The organism is Aerosakkonema funiforme FACHB-1375 (genome assembly GCF_014696265.1).
Taxonomy (GTDB): domain Bacteria; phylum Cyanobacteriota; class Cyanobacteriia; order Cyanobacteriales; family Aerosakkonemataceae; genus Aerosakkonema; species Aerosakkonema funiforme_A.
The window spans coordinates 25242-43503 of the sequence record NZ_JACJPW010000002.1 but is presented as its reverse complement, the minus strand read 5'-3'; the positions used below and the strand labels follow the sequence as shown (position 1 = coordinate 43503).

Below are 18262 nucleotides of genomic sequence, written 5' to 3'. Positions count from 1 at the left end.
ACTTATTTTACCTATTCCTCTTTATAAATTATTTTCTTCCTGTATTCTTCTTATGCCCTCCCTTATGCCTACCTTTGCTCTCCATCCCGGTAAGAGGGCACCTTTGTTCCAAGGCACCATCACCTCGCGAGGAGGGTAGGGTTTACCCCCCCATTGAATGGGTATATTCACACCAGTTTCTTGCTCATAAACCTCAATAATTTCCTTTAATTTTAACGGAGAACCTGTCGATACTTCGTATATTTCATGCCCCTCGACCTCCTCGTTTTTCAACCGCTCTGCTGCCACCAAGTAGGCATCTACAACATCATCTATATAGACAAGTTCAATTAACTGTTCCCCCGGAGACATTGCCAGCAGTTCTTTTTGGCTAGCAGTTTTTTCTATCAATGTAAATAGGTTATTTCTGGTATCTTTAGGCCCATAGGTATCAAATAGTTTGAGACTTATTACTTGCAATGGTGTAGTTTCCACGTAAAACTGAACTATGGCTTCAAAAGCTTGTTTAGTAGCAGCATATAAACAAACTGGACTATAGTTTTTGTTTTCGTAATGCTGCCATGATGTACCTGTGTTGATCAAATGATAAACTTTATGAGCCACCATCGCCTCAACTAGCTGCGTACCAAAGGTGATATTACTCTCCAACATAGGCGCAATGTCCTCTGGTTTGTGTTGCGCCAATAATAACGATGCTAAATGAAAAACAACTTTTGGCTTTAAGGATTTAAAAATGTTAAACAACCCCTCAGTCGTACCGTCATGAGTGTGAATAACAATCTTGTCTTGTAGGCACTCAAGCTGTTGCAGCGTCGAGTTTGGACGCATAATTATATGTACCTGCCAGCCATCTGCAACTAGCCGATGCGTTAAGTGCGACCCTACAAAGCCAGTAGCACCAGTTACCAGGGCAGTATTGGATGACTGCTTAGCAACCATCAGTAGCTTCCTCTTTGCAACGAAAGGGACTCAAGAAATCAGCAAAGGCGAACTCGGTCTTCCATCGCGAAAAAATTGGCGCTGTGTGTAACCAGGGTATTGCCACTGATTTCCACAGTATGCACCACTTGTCTGCGCGGGAATGAGCAGCCTTCACTTTATATATTAAGATAGCGCTGTCGCTTAGCACGTAAAATGGATTTCGTAACAACCCGGTAGGGGAGTTGGCTGGATATTCACGATCCGCTCTGGAAGGAATATAAGGAATATACTGTCATACGCTATCAGCCGTATGCTATCAGCCAGGGCCTCTTTCACGCGATCGGCTATATAATTGAGCCTGTCTAGATCTAAACCCCGATAAACCCCTACCCAAAATGTTTGATTCATCACTCTATCAGCTTTACTTATTTGCTACACAACTCTCTATTTGAGATATTTATGACCGATTTGACCCAGCAAGTTACCGCCGAACAGCGCACGAGTAGAAATTTTATGGCCTCCTATTAATGAATCATTATTACTTGTTATATTACTCAGCTTTCAAATGGCTGCGTAAATCTTAGTTGTTTTGCTCGTAAAGGGCTTCCATACTCGGATAACCTTTTAAACTTGGATAGGCATAGTTTACTCTATGCAAAGCAGCTTCCATAATATTGAACACTTTTTCTGGCGATACATCAACAAGATTGTTCTTGCCAAAAATTGAATAAAACCTATTGAGATCGGCAATAAAATCATCAGATTTAATCAAGAACATATCGTCAGTGTAGTTTTTATATCTAGATTCTGGTTGTAAAGTGATGACCGCTCTTGCTAATGCTGAAATTTCTGTCATATGAGATCCATGAATACCTACCGCACAATCTGTTTTAGAAAGCAGGTATAGATAGTCGATTTGCTTTTCAGTATAGTTCTCAGTTATTCCATTTGTTCGCCAGTCAATAATATTTGGATTGTTTAATGGATAATTCCGTTTCATTCCCACAATAAATATACCTGCTGATGGATATTTATTTTTGATAATATTCGCTAATTTAGAATAGTTCCTTAGTTCTTTTTTAGGATGACCGCCCCAACAACGATTATCTTCCCGATTGTAAAAAACAAAAATGTGAGAATACCGATCGACTGATATTTTAGCCCGCTGTTCTACAATATCCATATGGAAATATCGGCGGACATCTACACCAGAACTGCGATTTATCCATTGATTTGGTATAAATACTTTTTTATGCTTAATTGCCTCATTAAGTTGATTATTGAAATCAACATCTCTGAATGTAGTTCGACCGAAGGGAGAGGGTAAATGTGTAGCCACCCATACTTCGTCAATAAAGTCAGGAACGTAAAATTGCAAGTACTCAGGAATTAAAATCGCTGTAGCTATCCCTTGCTGTTTGAGCTTGTCTCCAATGCGATCGTAAATCATATAGACAAACTCTATAAAACAGGTAGTGTGACCGTAGTACTCATCAAGGCAATTAAATAGCAGTACTGAATCGGAATTACTAGCGTTTTTAGAAATTATTTTCAGTGTAGGTTTGACTTTCTTTGTAACGTTAGATGTTTTGTTTCCGGTCAGCCATTTTTTTTCTAAAATCGGAAAATTTTTCTTAATTGCACTGTATAATACATTGATATCACCCATTTTGATGATGTTTACCAGCGTTCTAAATCTGGTATGTAGATTTCTCAAATTTTTCTTTTCGCCAGCAACAGGCTTCTGCCCAAAAAATGTGAAATAGATATTATACATATCTGCTTTCCACCAACTATCAGTGCCATAGACTTCTCCCGTACTTATATCCATAATTTGCGGATACCAGAGATTGTACAGTAAAGCAGGCACATCTAATAAAAACTTCTTGTCGCATGAACTACAACAGCCGTAACCCCAATGTCTTTGGGCAAATACAAAATAGCTTTTAACATCTATTTTTATAGGATTTGCACAGATGGGACATAAAGGTTTCCAACCGTTTAAATCTATTTCAGGACAGACCTGCCCTATCACCTCTCTTAGCTTGTTATCCATCTTACCTCGCTACCTGCTAGACTAATTTTTTATAACTTGAGAAAAACGTCTCTTAATTCTTTCTATGAGTCTTAGCCTCTGCTTTATATCTAGGTAAATTAAATTTATACCTTTGATATAATTGGGAGTGTTGACTTGTTTGTCAAACTCTACCCAGGCTTTTGCATTCACTTCCTGACAATACTTAGCGACAGTTGGCTTGGCAGCTTGAGGTACTGCAATAATCACATCTTCGATTATTATAATGTATCTATCGCTGCGTCCTGAGTGGAGAGCATTAAGTACCGCAGTAATATCCGGCCATTGTTCTATCCTGTGAGGAGGCATTGGAGGCGATGTAAATAACCTCGCATCATCAATCAAGATAAAATTTTCAAATTCAGACTTATTGATAATATCGATCTCTTCAAGTAGAGGACATTCATCGTTTTCTCCATAAGTTATGCCGCCACTCCAATGTGCATCTAACCAAAAAAAACTTGCACTCTCCAGCCGACTTACTATTTTCGTTAGTTCTGTCCTTGAGTCTCCAAAGCGGAATTCTATATTCTCAATATGTTGAAAATTTTTAACTGTTTGTTCGTAAATCTCCTGACAATATTCAACAGTAAAGACATTTTTTAATTGTTGCGATGCCCAAAGTGCCGTACCTCCGTAAGCAGTACCAGTTTCGACAAAGTTTATCACACCAAACTCTGCCGCTAACTGAGCTACTAAATCATTAGGTGGCCCCATTCTTACTATACCCAATATAGCCTCCTTAAAATCACAGGTGAAATCTCAATTGACCAAAAAGCGTAATAATTGTTTGCCTGAAATTCAAAAACATTTAATAATATCTCTATCTAATTTAGCACAGTTTTTCGGGTAATTTATTACTTGTTTGATTTTTATATTTATTTTTTGTTAGGAATTTCATATTGATATTTCCAACTATCAATTTAGTTTTATTTCCCATATTGAATCAACCAGACAAACACCATGAGATATGGGTGGAACCTCCCCATAACCATAGAAATCTCCATCAACTACCGTTAGATTTACAGCGTCTTCCACATAGTCATAGTAAGTCGCCTCCATGCCATTATTAGGCATAATACTGTAGGCTATTCTATAATTAGCTGGTGGCAAAGGTAAACGCTTTATTTTACAAATAAATAACCCACTTCTATTTATAACACCAAAATCGCTTTGAGTAAGCCTGCTGTGTTGGATAAAAACTGGTGCATCCCACTCAGTTTTTACCATTAAACTTGCAACAGTTTTTTTTAGCTGATTTCCTGGTTTAAGCTCAAAATAAAAATAAATGTTGATATTCTGACCGGAAGCTGCTGTGTCTAAAATATTATCTTCCTCATCTCTAATTTCAATCGCCACTACCCTGATTTCGCCCGAACCTTGCCTGTCAGTGCGCTCTTTTAGAGAAATGACACTTGCCGAAAAATTTGTGAGATACTTGCTTATTGAATCGGTCTGGTTACCGACATATTGAAGTTTCCCCTGATGCAAGACAATACCACGCCGACATAGCTTTTCTACTGCTGCCATATTGTGGCTGACAAACAAAACTGTGCGACCTTCCTTGGTAGCGACATCTCCCATTTTTCCCAAACACTTCTTTTGAAAAGCAGCATCTCCAACCGCCAGCACTTCATCAACTACTAAAATTTCTGGTTCTAGGTGTGCTGCTACTGCAAAGGCTAGCCTCACATACATTCCAGAAGAATATCTTTTAACCGGGGTATCTAAAAATTTCTCTACTTCAGCAAAGGCGACAATCTCATCAAACTTTTGTTTAATTTCTGCTTTACTCATACCCAGGATAGCACCGTTAAGATAGATATTTTCTCTGCCAGTCAACTCTGGGTGAAAACCTGTTCCTACTTCCAACAAACTTGCTACGCGACCTTTGATAAAAATGCGACCTATGCTTGGTTCTGTAATGCGACTCAAAATTTTTAATAATGTGGATTTGCCTGCACCATTGCGACCGATGATACCTACTACGTCGCCCTGCTTAATCTCAAACGATACATCCTTCAAAGCCCAAAATTCTTCATAAGCCGGATGGGAAACTTTTTTGCCAAAAGGGTTGAGTAAATTTCGACTTAAATTCTTTGCTCCTCGTACCATTGACTCGCGCAAAGTCCTATAAGGCAATCGTTCTTGATGCCCAATTAAGTATTTTTTGCCCAGATTTTCTACGCGGATTACAGTATCAGACACGCCCTCAATTCCCACCTAAATTACACTAGCTAACCAACTTTCTATAAACACCCTTTTCATTTTTCGCTATTTTCAAGGAATGCTTTAACTTCCCTACGTTTTTGTATTCTTGCAGAAGATTTACCCTTTCTTTGTTTCTTATCCTTGCTTTCTGTTTTCTAAAAGTAACTTAAAATTGCGGTACGTTAAATACCAAGGTACAAACAGATCCAACGGAATAAAGTGGTAATTTTTATTGCGCTTTAAATCTCGATATAGCAGGTCTATCATGACTCCTTTTAAATGTACGTTGTAAGCATTATGCAAAAACCATTTAAATGTAATTTCTTTATAGGTGGGGTAGCTAAATCTTAAGTATCTCCAGAATGTATCCAAAATAGAAGGAATGCTGTCATGACGAAGATGGTTAACAATTGCAGCGGGTTCGTATACAATGTGATAACCTTTATCGTAAATTCGCTTTGACATATCTACATCTTCTCCATTCGTTCTTAACTTTTCGTTAAACCAGCCCACCTCTTCTATTACAGATTTGCGGATCAGACTGTTGTTACCATACATGAATGGAGGGTCAGACAAGCGATCGTCTCCCCAATCTTGAGTCATGTGTACTTTGCGCCAGCGATCGGCCCATGACTCTTGTACGAACTCTACTAACCTACCACCTGCGACCGCAATTTTTTCATCTTCTTCTAACGAGGGTACCAACTTTTCAAGCCAATGAGAATCCGCTACACAATCGGCGTCTAAAGATGCCACCCATTCATTGCTTGCATTCCGAAATCCGGTATTGCGGGCGGCGGAAAGTCCTTTATTAACCTCATGCTTGATGATTCGCACCGGGTATTGCGAAGCAATTTCCACAGTGCGATCGCGACTGCCATCATCGATAACCAAAATTTCATCTACCGCATAGGTCTGATTTAATATTCCCTCGATACAACGAGCGATATACTTTTCGACATTGAAGCAGGGAATGTATAGCGAAATTTTTGGCATCGGAGCTTTTCCCACTAAACGATATAGAACAGACTAATTTTGTCTCAAATCCTCTACTAATATCTGCATTTTTTTGCTGCCGTCTACTTCTCGTTTGTAATTTGAATCAATGGCAGCTCCCTCATACTTTTCTAGTTTGCCCTGTTTGCGGAGTGTATGCAGTGGAGTCCCCTCTATTTCAGCAGTTCCCGATTCTTGGAAGCTATCAAAAGGTAGAGAAGCGATGAAGCGTTTTGTGTCTAGCATCTCCTCCTTTGTTTCTCCTGGTAAACCGTATGTGAAAGTGCCGTGAACAGTCATGCCGATTCGCTTTAACTCGCGCACGATCTGCGCGGCATACTCCAAATCTAAGTGCTTGTTGACGATCTTGTCTACCACTCTTTGATTCCCGCTTTCAAACCCTAACTTGACGCCAAAACAACCACTTTCCTTCATCAGCTGCCAGGTTCCCATTTGGATGGTATCAGCTCGACACATGGCTGACCAAGGAATACCAATACGAGACATTACTTCGCACATTTTCACAACATGGTTGTTGCCCAAGTTGAATGTATCGTCGTCGAAGTAAATACACTTGAATTGGAAGCGATCGATTAATTCTCGAATAAAAGCTTCCATATACTCCGGCGAGTACTGGCGTACAGTCCGCGTTTTCGTCCCGTCCGGGTCGTTACCGGTCATAGCGGCAGGCCATACACAAAAGATACACTTAAACGGACAACCGCGACTGCTCCAAATCTGGGCGTGAGGGGCTACTTGCCCAACTGGATTGCCGTCCCAGTAACGGTGAGCGTGAAGTTCATCAAAATAAGGAAAGGGCGCTGCGTTCATTTCTGCTACAGTGAGCAGGTCAAAGTCAATAATCCCCGATTCTCCTTTGAGGACGCGCACGCTGCCTTTTTCGTATTCACCTCTAATGCAGGCGTGAACGGGATAATTATTGAGGATTTCTTCTGACTTAATAGTTGTAATCGGCCCTGTTACTACGATTTTAGTATCTGGCAGGCGTTTGTGGATTTGTTCGATCAAAGAGCGATCGTGTTCCCAACTGGGTGTGGCAATTTCAATGAATATGTAGTCGTATTTTTCTGCTTCTAAATGCTGAAAATAAGTCTTGTACGATTCCCGCAAAGCAATACTGTCACGGAAACGCACATCATATCCCGTTTCCTTTTTGGCATAAGTTGTGGCATATCCCATAAAAAATGGGTAAGGTAGGTATTCGCCAAACTTAAAATTATCTGGGCTACAGTTACTGACGTAGGTAAAAGGCCATCGGGAACCTGCTCTGACGCCAACACGCCAGTGTCTTTTCCAGAACCAGTATCTGCCTTCTTTTTTTTCCCACCACGGGGGATTGCTAAATAAAATTTTCATACTATTTTCTCCTTTTTTTATAATCAGTACATAACAATCTGGGTCATTGACTTGGGGTTTGATAGGAAAAATTTATAAGCATTCCCCCAATAAGGGTCCCATTTGCTCAATTTATTAAATAGCCGTATCAATCCTCTTGCCTCTACCCAGGTTCCCACTCCCGCACATTTCACACTCTCAAAATAAAGTCTAAAGATCGCGATTAAACGTAAGTGTCCGTAAACCGTAAAATGATCTCCTCTTACCGCATCTTGCCCTTGGGGAGAAGGAACTTCTATTTCAACATTACCATTTTTATTTAATACTCGTGAAAATTCTAGAACGGCTTCAGATATTTCTGCTTTACCTCGCCACATATCTTCGTTTAGATGTTCTAATACATGATTGCACAAAATTTTTGACATCACTCCATTTTTGAATGGTAGATATCTCAAGTCGCAGATTACATCCGCTTTGCTAGACTTTTCAAAATCGACGTTAATAAAACCAGGCAATGGTCGTTGTCCGCAACCTGCATTAAGTAATAATTCTGCTGTATTGTCAACATTAATTGTGTCCGCCGTGGCTATAGGCGGGTGGTTAGTGGGTATAGCTTCATTAATAACCATAATAGGAGTTCCATTTTCGATCGGATAAAGCCAAGTTCCATCTTCATACAATAAGCCACCATCGATTTTATTTTCGACTTTGTGACCGCCTCTGGTTTTTATTTCTTCTCGTTCAATGCGAAAGTTTAGTTCGTCTATTAATGGCTGACTCGCCAAATGAACAGATTTTTTTGTTTCCGGGCAGACCAGTATGGCTTGGATTTTTTTATTGAGCATTTTTCGTCTTCTCCTGCCTAAATTACATCAGCAAAAGTGCGTTCTGTTTTGCGAAAGTACCATATACCGCTGGCAAATAACAAGGCTACCAATGCTAAAGATAAACTAAATCCCGGCCAATAAAGTTTAAATTCTCCACCCAATATAGCCCAGCGAAAGCCGTCAATCACTCCTACGATCGGATTCAAAGAGTAGAGCAAACGCCAATGTTTCGGTACTATGGTACTACTAAAACCGACTGGCGATATGTAAAGACCAAACTGCACGATAAATGGCACGATATATCGGAAATCGCGATATTTGACGTTCAGCGCTGCTAACCATAACCCTGCGCCCATTGCTGCTGCAAAGGCAATCAAAATAAACAGAGGTAGCGTGATTATACGCCAATCGGGCACAAAATTGTACCAAGCCATCAGCGCTAGCAAAATTATGCCAGAAACCATAAAATCTACAAAACTAACGATTACGGCGGAAGCAGGTACTATTAAGCGGGGGAAGTAGACTTTTGAAATCAAATTGGCGTTGCTAATCAAGCTGTTGCTGCACTCTGTTAGCGCGTTGGCAAAGAATTGCCAAGGTAGCATAGCGGCAAAAACCAGTATGGGATAGTTGACAGTGGGAGTCTTATATGCTAATCCTGCCAATTTGCCAAACACAATAGTGAAAACAACCATTGTCATAAAAGGTCGAATCAAGGCCCAGGCAATGCCGATCGCAGTTTGTTTATACCGTACCAGAATATCCCGCCAAGCCAAGAAGTAGAATAACTCCCGGTAGCGCCACAGGTCTTTCCAGTATTGCTTTTCAGTGCGACCCGCCTCGATGATTAATTCTGGTTGACTGGAGTAACTCATATATGCAATGTATGGCAGGTAACAATTTTTCAGGTCAGAGGCGAGAGGTGCTTAGCGCCCAGAGGTCTTCAGTACCTACAAGCTTCATGCCTTCGATTCCGATAAGCAATCCGTGTAAGTTTGTCAGTGTTTGAGTGTTTGTTTACTCAAAAGGTTCCCATATCCCAGACTAAGATAACATCCTTGTCAAGGCGATCGACTCACTTAAACCCAAATCGCCCACCAGGGTCAGAAACCGGGTTTTTTGTCACTGATTAAACTTGGAGGTCTATATTTTTCGTAGAGAAACCCGGTTTCTCAGCTTTTGTACTAACCATCCTGGCCGATTTCACAGCTTACTTAAAGTTTTTGCACATCTACCTTAAGGATTAGTTTGGGTTTTTTGACTGAAGTCTGAGCGTCATAGCGAAAGTCCACTAAAGTGGACTGAAGAGAAGTTTTTAGTCCACTTCAGTGGACTTCAGCTATTAGGCTGGGATTTGAATCCCAGACGGGTGTGGGGACTACAGAACGATCGCAAAAACCTGCTGAGGTGATAAATTAAACTGGGGAAAAGTCGGAGAACTAATCGCCGTGTCTTCCGTAAATGGATTCATCTGATATTCCCCATCCTCCAAACTACAAACAAAAAATGTAGGTTGCTTGGGATCGCCAATGAACTTTTTCGGCCCCAATGCTGCATAATCAACAATCCAATATTCCTCAATTCCCATTTCCTCATAATCTCGAAGTTTATTGTAGTAATCGTCACGCCAATTAGTTGAAACAACTTCAACAATTAATTTAACTGAATCGGGATTTTGGATAACCGATTCGCTTTCCCATCGCGGTTCATCTCCCAAAACTTCTTGATTCAAAACGATAATATCCGGCTCATAACCGGATTTTTCCCGTTTAGTTTTAACAATCGATTCTCTAGGAATAGTCCAAATGCCGCCTTTGCCCATCTGCCTAATAACTATCAATAGTTGCTCGATAAGGGAACCTGTTAGATTTGAATGTTTTCCCTTTGGCTTAGGCATTTCGATAATTACTCCCTCATGCAGTTCGTAACGAATTTCTGAGTTTTCGGGATACCAGCTTATAAATTCATCAAATCTGTATAGTTTGGGTTCAGTTTGGGATTGAGTCATAGTATTTTTTTAGATAATTTAGATTGTTTATGAGGTATACAGGGTACTATCATATAGTATATCAGCAGAAATGATAAAATATATAGATATTAAAATCAGCCATTACAACCAATTAAACGGCTATGGTACAACAACTCCCCGCCGAAACTACCCGAGAAATCATTTACCCTGACAGCGATGGACAACCAATGGCAGACAAGACTAAACAATTTCGCTGGCTCGTTGTAATTAAAGAAAACTTGGAAATTTTGTTTGCCAACAACGATGATGTATTTGTCGCTGGCGATCTGCTTTGGTATCCCGTTGAAGGAAATAATACCATTCGTCAAGCACCCGATGCAATGGTAGTCTTTGGTAGACCAAAAGGTGACAGAGGTTCCTACAGACAATGGTCAGAAAATAATATTCCTCCCCAAGTTGTTTTTGAAATCCTTTCCCCTGGTAATCGCACTGGAAAAATGTTGCAAAAAGTGATATTTTATCAACGCTATGGTGTGGAAGAATATTACATTTACGATCCTGATGATGTAGAGTTAACAGGCTTTCTTCGTTCTGGTGATTGGTTAGAACCAATTGAACAAATGAATGGGTGGGTAAGTCCTCGTTTAGGTATTCGATTTGAACTCAAAGAAGATACCTTAGAAATTTATCGCCCGGATGGACAAAAGTTTCTTACTCCGGTGGAATTGGATAGACTCAGAGAAGAGGAAAGGCAAAGAGCAGAAAATGCGATCGCGCAACTCGAACAAGAAAAAAGGTTGCGTCAAGAATCACAACAACGCTATCAAACTTTGATAGAAAAATTGCGAGAACAAGGAATTGACCCAGAACAGTTATGAGCAACTTTGACTGTCAAGTGCGATCGCACTTTCTCTGAGTTTTGGAAAATGCGATCGCCTAATTTCGATCGAGCGATTCTAAGACACCTTCCATCAACTATTTTGGAACAACACGACCCAGGAAGTTAACTTCACAATTTTTAATTTTATTTCCCTCCTCATTTAGCTGACATGAGTCACACAATCTCATACTCTAGTAAAAGTCCCTATATGAGGTTTGAATCGAATGTCTCTCAAAATCATCGAAAATTTTGATAGCAGCTTCACCCTTGACCCAGAAGCCAAAGAAACCCTATTTGCTTTCCTAAAAAATGAAACGTTTCTCCAGCAAGTTGCCGAACAGGTAAAATGCCAGCAAGTTGAATTCACGGAATTACTATTTCAACCAGTACCCTACAGCAGCGCCACCCCGAAAGGAATGCCAGCGGAATTTGAGCCATACTACCAATCTCCGGAACACGCTATTATTAATGTACCGCCTAATTTTATGTTCAAAGCGAAGATTTTTAACCCCAGTCGCCTCTGTGCGATTTATCGCAAAATCGGATAATAAATACGATTAATCCAAAATCCAAAATCTAAAATCCAAAATCAAATGACCGCTCAAACAGATATTACTTCTCTCGCCAGTTTAGCAGAAATTCCCTATCTTGATGAAGCTGGCAAATTACCTGAAATTTTGCAAGGTAAAATCGGTGTTTACGCAATTTATGACGAAGAGAAAGCGCTTCAATTTGTCGGCTATTCTCGCGATGTTTATCTCAGCATCAAACAGCACTTTGTCCGTCAGCCGCAAAAATGCTACTGGCTCAAAGTCCAAACAATTGAAAAGCCTAATCGGACAATTCTAGAAAATACGATGAATGCTTGGATTGCTGAAAATGGCGCTACTCCAGTTGGGAATGGTGCTGATAAAGTAAAATGGACAGAAGCTATTGATGTCAAACCGCTGATGACAGATGAAGAAAAGGCAAATTATGAAAAGGCAGCAGGAGAAGAGTTGGCGCAATCTAAACTGCTCAAAAATGTGGCTCGTCGAGTAGAAAGTGAAATTTTAGCGGTGTTAAAATCTCGCGGTTGCCAAGAGGAAATCCGCTTTAATCCCAAATTGAAAGATAGCGGTTTGTTGGATTTGAAGTAGCGAATCAATTTGTAGGTTGGGTTGAGTAATGAAACCCAACTTACAAGCATTATAGCTGTAAGTTAAGTCATGATGAACACAGATGAATACATCTTATCTGCGTGCATCTGCCCTTTTCAATCTTTATACTAGAACCAGAGTGAATAGTATATCATGTCGCTGAAGCTCTTGAATAATCGCTATCAACTCGTACAAGCGATCGCAACTGGTGGATTCGGTCAAACATTCCTCGCCGAAGACACTCACCTGCCTTCCCGCCGTCGTTGTCTGCTCAAACAGCTTAAACCAGTTGCCCATAATCCGCAAGCATATCAACTAATTCAAGAGCGTTTTGCGCGAGAAGCAGCTATTCTGGAAAAACTCGGCAATTCTCACGACCAAATTCCCGATTTATACGCCTATTTTGAAGAAGGCGGACAATTTTATTTAGTCCAGGAATGGATTGAGGGTCAAACTTTAACAGAAAAGTTACAGCGAGAAGTAAAATTAAGCGAATCTACCGTCCGCGATATCCTGATAAATATTTTACCCGTTATCGATTACGTTCACACTCAGGGTATCATCCATCGAGATATCAAACCTGACAATATCATTTTGCGCCAACGCGATAACAAACCGATTTTAATTGACTTCGGCGCAGTCAAAGAAACCATGACCACGGTGCTGAATTCCCAAGGCAACCCCACTCACTCAATGGTAATCGGAACGCCTGGGTTTATGCCTTCGGAACAAGCAGCAGGTAGACCAATATTTTCAAGCGATTTATACAGTTTGGGGCTAACTGCCATCTATCTGCTGACGGGAAAATTGCCTCAAGAATTGCAGGTTGATTCCCAAACGGGTGAGTTGATTTGGCGTCAAAATGCGCCAAATATTAACCGTAACTTGGCGACGGTATTGGATAAGGCGATTCGATCGCATCCACGCGATCGCTTTTCTACCGCCAGACAAATGCTAGACGCCTTACAAACTTCCCCTACCCCCGTTGCTGGTGTCCCCCTTTCCCAGCAAGAAACGATTGCAGTATCCCCAGGCGGCGCATCCACCCAAGCAGTTAAAATTCCTCATCCCTCCAATCGTTCCAGGGAGTGGAAAAAAGCAGCGATAATTGCAGGCGGAATCGTTGGTGCTGCGTTTATTATTGGGATTGCGATCGCCAAATCTCGCCAACCGATCGCACCGCAACCAGTAGTAAAAAAAGATACTTCGTCCGCAATTGAGAACTCCCCCACTTCCACCCCATCAACCTCAAATCCAGTAACAGCAAAAATCCCTTCCCCTGCGATTGAGAACTCTCCCACTTCCACTCCATCAACCCCAAATCCAGTATCAGAAAAAACCCCTCCCCCATCAGCAACTCAAGAACCTATTAACCAAAATAGATCTCGCCGGATTTCGACTCGCGGACTCGTACCGGGTTTTCCCGTTGGTACGCCAGAATCTACAGTCAGAAATACTTTGGGGAATCCCAGCAAAATTACTAAAGGCGTCTGGAAAAATACCCGCGCCGTACTCTATGAAGATTTTGTCCCCAGTGAAGTTAGCTTGGGTTATTTATTCGATCGCAATACCCAACTTTTGCGTCAAACCGAAGTAGCATTCGCTCCCTCGGTAGACTCGGAATCGATGTTTAAAACTCTCAATGAAATGCTAGGCAGTCCAGCATCACGGGAGATAAAACTACAGCTAGAAAGAGTGTATAAAAGAGAAAAGAATAGATATTCCTTTGCTGTAGGCGATCTAAAAGGAGTAATTGAGCGAAACGATCGCGATCGCATTTACATCGGCATTTGGGATCGAGATTTACACTAAATACACAATTGATACCAAATCCAGATTAGCTACCCCCTTTATCTTCTTCCTCTCCTCTTCGCACTCTTCTCGTCTTCGCCGTTCGTTCACTCAGGAGGTAGTTAACCAGGATTTAGTATGACCAAACTAATCAGCAATAAAAAAAAGTCCCATTTGGGACTCTTTAAATGCAAATGCAAGGTAATAATGCCAGCGATTACTTAATAGAAACTTTACCGCCAGCTTCTTCAATTTGCTTCTTGATATCTTCGGCTTCTTCCTTCTTAATGGCTTCCTTAATCGCTTTAGGAGTAGCTTCCACCAAATCTTTGGCTTCTTTCAGACCCAAACCGGTAATGCTACGTACAACCTTGAGAACGCCAATTTTCTTGTCAGCAGGAACTTCTTCCAGAGTGACGGTGAATTCGGTTTGTTCTTCTACAGGTTCGGCAGCAGCAACAGCACCAGGAGCAGCCATCATCATCATGCCACCAGCAGGAGCAGCAGCGCTAACGCCGAAGGCTTCTTCAATTTGCTTAACCAGTTCGGCAGCTTCCAACAGAGTCAAAGTTTTGAGTTGTTCGAGAATTTGATCGGTAGTAGCAGACATTGATAAACTCCTGAGAATTGTTTAGATAATTTGGTCATCGGTCATTAGTCATTAGTCGTCGGTCAAGAGTTAGTGGTTTTGAAAATTAACTACTAACAATTGACAACTGACAGCTGACAAACTAAGCGGCTTCGCCTTCGGCGGCACCATTGTTTTCCTTGTCCTTGTCGGCCACAGCTTGAAGGCCACGAGCCAGCGAAGAAGGAACTTCGTTGATCGCGATCGCAATTTTGGCAGTCACAGAATTCAAAGCACCAGCAATCTGAGCCATGAGCTGTTCCTTGGATGGCAGGTCAGCGATCGCCTTGACAGCATCTTGATTTAAGGCCCGACCTTCCATGACGCCACCGCGAAGTTCCGACTTCTTGGTAGCTTTTTGGAAATCTTGATAAGCCTTAATCGCGCCGCCGATGTCTTCCTTGACGAGGAGAAAAGCAGAAGAACCTTTCAGGAATTCCTGCATTGGCTGCCATTTCTCATCGTCTTGAACGGCAATTCCCATCAGCGTGTTTTTAGTCACCTTGCAAACAGTACCGGTGGGACGCAGCCGTCGCCGCAAATCAGTGATCTCAGCAACAGATAGCCCTTGGTAGTCGATCGCGACTACTAGCTGAGACTGGCTCAAGGTTTCCTTGAGGTCAGCAATAATTGCGTCTTTGTTTTCTCGCGTTCTACCCATACTTATTTCACCTCCTGAAATTGGGGAATGGGGATAGGGGCTAGGGGCTAGGGGCTAGGGCGTCGGGAAAAGGGAGGAATTTTGATTTTTGACTTTTGACTTTTGACTTTCCCACTCCCCCCTCTTGCCTTTTTGACACCATCAATCAAAAACCCCAGCCTTTGAGCCGGGGTGACGAGATCGCATTCTTTTCGATCGACCGCTAAAACTCAAACGAGTAAGTGGTAAGAATGCGAACTTTGGTGTCTACCTCGGCAGGAAATTAAGCCATTAGCTCCTGCTGTCATTGGCCTAAACCTATTTAATTTGACTGACTGGGGAAGAAAGATAGTGGGGGAGTGGGGGAGTGGGGGAGCGGGGGAGTGGAAGAATTAATATTTTCCCTCTTCCCGCTTCCCTCTTCCCTCTCCCTCTTCCCTAACCCCTAATCCCTAACCCCTAGACCCTGGTTCTACGCTGCTTCTGTCATCTTCAAATCGCGCAAGCCGCTAATATCGACTTCAATCGAAGGCCCCATTGTGGCAGACACATACATAGTGCGCCAGTAGCGGCCTTTAGCGCCAGAAGGACGGTTGCGATCGATGGTTTCTTGCAATGCCTTCAGATTCACCAGCAAATCATCGGCTGAGAAAGATGCCTTGCCGAACAGAATGTGAACAATCCCTGTTCGGTCTGCCCGGAATTCTAGTTTACCAGCTTTGAACTCTGCGATCGCTGCCCCCAGATCGAAAGTTACCGTACCCCCCTTGGGCGACGGCATCAATCCGCGTGGGCCCAGCAACTTACCCAGCTTTGCCACCTGCGGCATCACATCTGGCGTTGCGATTAGCTTATCAAAATCCATTCTGCCTTTTTGGATTTCGTCGATCAGCTCCTCTGAGCCAACCACATCTGCACCTGCATTACTTGCTTCGGTTACTTTTTCCCCGCGAGCAATTACTGCCACCCGTACTGTCTGTCCAGTTCCTTTGGGTAGCACTACCGTTGTCCGCAATTGTTGATCGGCGTACTTCGGGTCAATTCCCAACCGGATGTGAGCTTCTGCCGATTCGGGAAACTTAGCCGTGGCCGTTTCCTTTAACAAATTTAACGCTTCTAACGGCTGATAAGGCCGCTCTTCCACTTTCTTACGCAGTTCTTGCATTCTGCGCGATTCTTTCTTCATTCTTTATCTCTCCTGGGGTTGATGGCGAAGCCAATCGCTTCTCCCCCGATCAATTTTGGATTTTGGATTTTGGATTTTGGGATTTATGCTGAATTGCCAAGTGAATTCAGAATTATTTTGCCTCAGCTACAACTAATCTGTAACTGTGACACCCATATTGCGAGCGGTTCCTTCCACAATTTTCATCGCTGCATCAATGTCATTAGCATTGAGGTCAGGCAATTTAGTTTGGGCAATTTCTCTCAATTGCGCCCGCGTAATCGAACCGACTTTCTTGCGGTTGGGTTGATCCGAACCTTTCTCAACTCCAGCCGCCTTGGTGATCAAAACCGAAGCTGGAGGAGTTTTCAGCACAAACGTGAAACTGCGATCCTCGTAGACGGAAATTTCTACGGGTACCACCATTCCAGCTTGATCCGATGTTCTGGCGTTGTATTCCTTACAAAACGCCATAATATTCACCCCATGCTGACCCAGTGCTGGGCCGACAGGCGGGGCTGGGTTGGCCTTTCCTGCTGGCAAGGCCAACTTAATTATTGCAACAACTTTTTTGGCCATTTATTCTTTAGCTCTGTTTTTGAACCTGATTGAACTCCAATTCCACTGGCGTATCGCGCCCAAAGATCGAAAGTAATGCTTTGAGCTTGCTACGTTCGGGACTTACTTCAATCACCTCTCCTTCAAAGTCTTTGAAGGGCCCTGAAAGCACGAGGATTCTGTCACCCACAGCCATATCGATTTTGACGACTGGCTCTTGCTCGCGAGTTTGCTTAAAGATTCTTTCTACTTCTGCTTGACTCAGCGGCACTGGTTTGACGTGACCCCGGCCACGTCCGTAGCGGCGTTTTTGTTCAGCCCCTACAAAATTAATCACATTTGGCGTATTTTTGACAACCTGCCAACTTTCATCGTCCATGATCATCTGGACAAGTACGTAGCCGGGGAAAACTTTTTCTTCGCCATGTTGTCTGCTGCCGTCTTTGCGAATTTTTACGGCAGGTGTTTGCGGAATTTCTACTTGTAAAATGCGATCGGCCACATCCAGAGTTTGGATGCGTTGCTCCAGGTTTGTTTTGACGCGCTTTTCACAGCCTGAAGCTACCTGCACGGCATACCAACGGGAGCCTTCTTGCACCTCGTCTGGAGATAATTGTTCTACGTCCAGGGATGCTGAGTGCCGATCTCGATCGCGTTGTTCGTCTGTTGCGGAACTCATCCGAACACCTTTGTTGATGCCCAACTAAAAAAGTTATCTACTAAATAGATCAGAAGTGCAGAAAGAATCACCATAAGAATGACCGCAGCCGATTCGCTAATTAACTGCTGTCGCGTCGGCCAGACTACTTTATCCAGCTCTTCCTTGGTTCCCTGCACAAACTTGCCGACACTAAACCCAGCTTTCGTTTCCTCAATCTCTGCTTCGCCTTTTTTTGCCACGCTCCCTTATTCCCCCTTTCTTCCCTCTACTTTTGACTGCACAAGTATGCGGAGCAAACCGAAAGTTTGGTTGCCACGCACTAGAAGGCGATCGATCCCTAACCACCCAAAAAAACAATTATACCCGAAAATTGTTTCTCTTTAGGATAATCAGACTCAAAACCACCCCCAGGCATTTGTCTGGAGGCGGTTTATTCTTAAATTATT

The 18262-nt window shown here is 42.4% G+C and carries 20 protein-coding genes and 1 other annotated feature; of the genes, 5 read left to right on the top strand and 15 right to left on the bottom strand.

All coding sequences use genetic code 11. From position 1 onward, the window contains the following. Positions 1–21 precede the first annotated feature (21 nt). The 9 genes from H6G03_RS01240 to H6G03_RS01200 form a co-directional block, all read right to left on the bottom strand. Positions 22–939, bottom strand: a complete 918-nt coding sequence (locus tag H6G03_RS01240; RefSeq protein ID WP_190461251.1) for an NAD-dependent epimerase/dehydratase family protein — start codon at positions 937–939, stop codon at positions 22–24. A 562-nt stretch (positions 940–1501) separates the two neighbouring features. Continuing rightward, positions 1502–2977 (bottom strand): hypothetical protein, encoded by a 1476-nt coding sequence (locus H6G03_RS01235; RefSeq protein ID WP_190461249.1) that lies wholly within the window; start codon positions 2975–2977, stop codon positions 1502–1504. A gap of 21 nt (positions 2978–2998) precedes the next feature. Continuing rightward, positions 2999–3727, bottom strand: coding sequence for an O-methyltransferase (locus H6G03_RS01230; RefSeq protein ID WP_190461247.1), 729 nt, complete (start codon positions 3725–3727; stop codon positions 2999–3001). Between the two features lie 186 nt (positions 3728–3913). Further along, the gene (locus tag H6G03_RS01225; RefSeq protein WP_322111829.1) at positions 3914–5203 is read right to left on the bottom strand and encodes an ABC transporter ATP-binding protein; all 1290 of its coding nucleotides are present in this window, start codon (positions 5201–5203) and stop codon (positions 3914–3916) included. 138 nt (positions 5204–5341) lie between these two features. After that, a complete protein-coding gene (locus H6G03_RS01220) occupies positions 5342–6202 on the bottom strand; it encodes a glycosyltransferase family 2 protein (RefSeq protein WP_190461245.1) in 861 nt (286 codons plus the stop codon). Between the two features lie 33 nt (positions 6203–6235). Beyond that, complete coding sequence (locus H6G03_RS01215; protein WP_190461243.1) at positions 6236–7579, bottom strand: B12-binding domain-containing radical SAM protein; 1344 nt, start codon at positions 7577–7579, stop codon at positions 6236–6238. A 23-nt stretch (positions 7580–7602) separates the two neighbouring features. Then, positions 7603–8403, bottom strand: a complete 801-nt coding sequence (locus H6G03_RS01210; protein WP_190461241.1) for a class I SAM-dependent methyltransferase — start codon at positions 8401–8403, stop codon at positions 7603–7605. Between the two features lie 17 nt (positions 8404–8420). Beyond that, complete coding sequence (locus H6G03_RS01205) at positions 8421–9260, bottom strand: ABC transporter permease (RefSeq protein WP_190461238.1); 840 nt, start codon at positions 9258–9260, stop codon at positions 8421–8423. 503 nt (positions 9261–9763) lie between these two features. Continuing rightward, positions 9764–10393, bottom strand: a complete 630-nt coding sequence (locus tag H6G03_RS01200; protein WP_190461236.1) for a Uma2 family endonuclease — start codon at positions 10391–10393, stop codon at positions 9764–9766. A gap of 122 nt (positions 10394–10515) precedes the next feature. Here H6G03_RS01200 and H6G03_RS01195 point away from each other — a divergent pair, with 122 nt between their 5' ends. The 5 genes from H6G03_RS01195 (at position 10516) to H6G03_RS01180 (ending at position 14185) form a co-directional block, all read left to right on the top strand. Continuing rightward, positions 10516–11232, top strand: coding sequence for a Uma2 family endonuclease (locus H6G03_RS01195; RefSeq protein ID WP_190461234.1), 717 nt, complete (start codon positions 10516–10518; stop codon positions 11230–11232). Between the two features lie 6 nt (positions 11233–11238). Next, positions 11239–11361 carry a hypothetical protein gene (locus tag H6G03_RS38635; RefSeq protein ID WP_255512159.1) on the top strand — a complete coding sequence of 41 codons (123 nt, stop codon included), beginning with the start codon at positions 11239–11241 and terminating at the stop codon, positions 11359–11361. A gap of 97 nt (positions 11362–11458) precedes the next feature. Continuing rightward, on the top strand, positions 11459–11782 hold the full coding sequence (locus H6G03_RS01190) for a hypothetical protein (RefSeq protein ID WP_190461233.1): 324 nt from the start codon (positions 11459–11461) through the stop codon (positions 11780–11782). A gap of 45 nt (positions 11783–11827) precedes the next feature. Beyond that, the gene (locus tag H6G03_RS01185; RefSeq protein ID WP_190461230.1) at positions 11828–12373 is read left to right on the top strand and encodes a GIY-YIG nuclease family protein; all 546 of its coding nucleotides are present in this window, start codon (positions 11828–11830) and stop codon (positions 12371–12373) included. A 153-nt stretch (positions 12374–12526) separates the two neighbouring features. Then, entirely contained in the window at positions 12527–14185 is a 1659-nt protein-coding gene (locus H6G03_RS01180; protein ID WP_190461227.1) for a protein kinase domain-containing protein, read from the top strand. Between the two features lie 196 nt (positions 14186–14381). Here H6G03_RS01180 and rplL read toward each other — a convergent pair whose 3' ends face one another. The 6 genes from rplL to secE all read right to left on the bottom strand — a co-directional run bounded on the left by rplL (position 14382) and on the right by secE (position 18055). Further along, positions 14382–14774, bottom strand: a complete 393-nt coding sequence (rplL, locus tag H6G03_RS01175; protein ID WP_190461225.1) for a 50S ribosomal protein L7/L12 — start codon at positions 14772–14774, stop codon at positions 14382–14384. A gap of 121 nt (positions 14775–14895) precedes the next feature. Further along, positions 14896–15453, bottom strand: coding sequence for a 50S ribosomal protein L10 (gene rplJ / locus H6G03_RS01170; RefSeq protein ID WP_190461223.1), 558 nt, complete (start codon positions 15451–15453; stop codon positions 14896–14898). A 137-nt stretch (positions 15454–15590) separates the two neighbouring features. Next, positions 15591–15761 (bottom strand) — a sequence feature (ribosomal protein L10 leader region). A 143-nt stretch (positions 15762–15904) separates the two neighbouring features. Next, the gene (rplA, locus tag H6G03_RS01165) at positions 15905–16618 is read right to left on the bottom strand and encodes a 50S ribosomal protein L1 (protein WP_190461221.1); all 714 of its coding nucleotides are present in this window, start codon (positions 16616–16618) and stop codon (positions 15905–15907) included. Positions 16619–16750: 132 nt separating this feature from the next. Further along, positions 16751–17176 (bottom strand): 50S ribosomal protein L11, encoded by a 426-nt coding sequence (gene rplK / locus H6G03_RS01160; RefSeq protein WP_190461219.1) that lies wholly within the window; start codon positions 17174–17176, stop codon positions 16751–16753. Positions 17177–17183: 7 nt separating this feature from the next. Then, on the bottom strand, positions 17184–17834 hold the full coding sequence (gene nusG / locus H6G03_RS01155; RefSeq protein WP_190461216.1) for a transcription termination/antitermination protein NusG: 651 nt from the start codon (positions 17832–17834) through the stop codon (positions 17184–17186). After that, the gene (gene secE, locus H6G03_RS01150) at positions 17831–18055 is read right to left on the bottom strand and encodes a preprotein translocase subunit SecE (protein ID WP_190461214.1); all 225 of its coding nucleotides are present in this window, start codon (positions 18053–18055) and stop codon (positions 17831–17833) included. The genes nusG and secE overlap by 4 nt, the downstream gene beginning before the upstream one ends. Positions 18056–18262: the final 207 nt, after the last annotated feature.

Excerpts from the sequence above, each read along its gene's own strand:
- H6G03_RS01240 (WP_190461251.1), bottom strand. The coding sequence starts at position 939 with ATGGTTGCTAAGCAGTCATCCAATACTGCCCTGGTAACTGGTGCTACT.
- H6G03_RS01235 (WP_190461249.1), bottom strand. The coding sequence starts at position 2,977 with ATGGATAACAAGCTAAGAGAGGTGATAGGGCAGGTCTGTCCTGAAATA.
- H6G03_RS01220 (WP_190461245.1), bottom strand. The coding sequence starts at position 6,202 with ATGCCAAAAATTTCGCTATACATTCCCTGCTTCAATGTCGAAAAGTAT.
- H6G03_RS01215 (WP_190461243.1), bottom strand. The coding sequence starts at position 7,579 with ATGAAAATTTTATTTAGCAATCCCCCGTGGTGGGAAAAAAAAGAAGGC.
- H6G03_RS01210 (WP_190461241.1), bottom strand. The coding sequence starts at position 8,403 with ATGCTCAATAAAAAAATCCAAGCCATACTGGTCTGCCCGGAAACAAAA.
- H6G03_RS01205 (WP_190461238.1), bottom strand. The coding sequence starts at position 9,260 with ATGAGTTACTCCAGTCAACCAGAATTAATCATCGAGGCGGGTCGCACT.
- H6G03_RS01200 (WP_190461236.1), bottom strand. The coding sequence starts at position 10,393 with ATGACTCAATCCCAAACTGAACCCAAACTATACAGATTTGATGAATTT.
- H6G03_RS01195 (WP_190461234.1), top strand. The coding sequence starts at position 10,516 with ATGGTACAACAACTCCCCGCCGAAACTACCCGAGAAATCATTTACCCT.
- H6G03_RS01190 (WP_190461233.1), top strand. The coding sequence starts at position 11,459 with ATGTCTCTCAAAATCATCGAAAATTTTGATAGCAGCTTCACCCTTGAC.
- H6G03_RS01185 (WP_190461230.1), top strand. The coding sequence starts at position 11,828 with ATGACCGCTCAAACAGATATTACTTCTCTCGCCAGTTTAGCAGAAATT.
- H6G03_RS01180 (WP_190461227.1), top strand. The coding sequence starts at position 12,527 with ATGTCGCTGAAGCTCTTGAATAATCGCTATCAACTCGTACAAGCGATC.
- rplL (WP_190461225.1), bottom strand. The coding sequence starts at position 14,774 with ATGTCTGCTACTACCGATCAAATTCTCGAACAACTCAAAACTTTGACT.
- rplJ (WP_190461223.1), bottom strand. The coding sequence starts at position 15,453 with ATGGGTAGAACGCGAGAAAACAAAGACGCAATTATTGCTGACCTCAAG.
- rplA (WP_190461221.1), bottom strand. The coding sequence starts at position 16,618 with ATGAAGAAAGAATCGCGCAGAATGCAAGAACTGCGTAAGAAAGTGGAA.
- rplK (WP_190461219.1), bottom strand. The coding sequence starts at position 17,176 with ATGGCCAAAAAAGTTGTTGCAATAATTAAGTTGGCCTTGCCAGCAGGA.
- nusG (WP_190461216.1), bottom strand. The coding sequence starts at position 17,834 with ATGAGTTCCGCAACAGACGAACAACGCGATCGAGATCGGCACTCAGCA.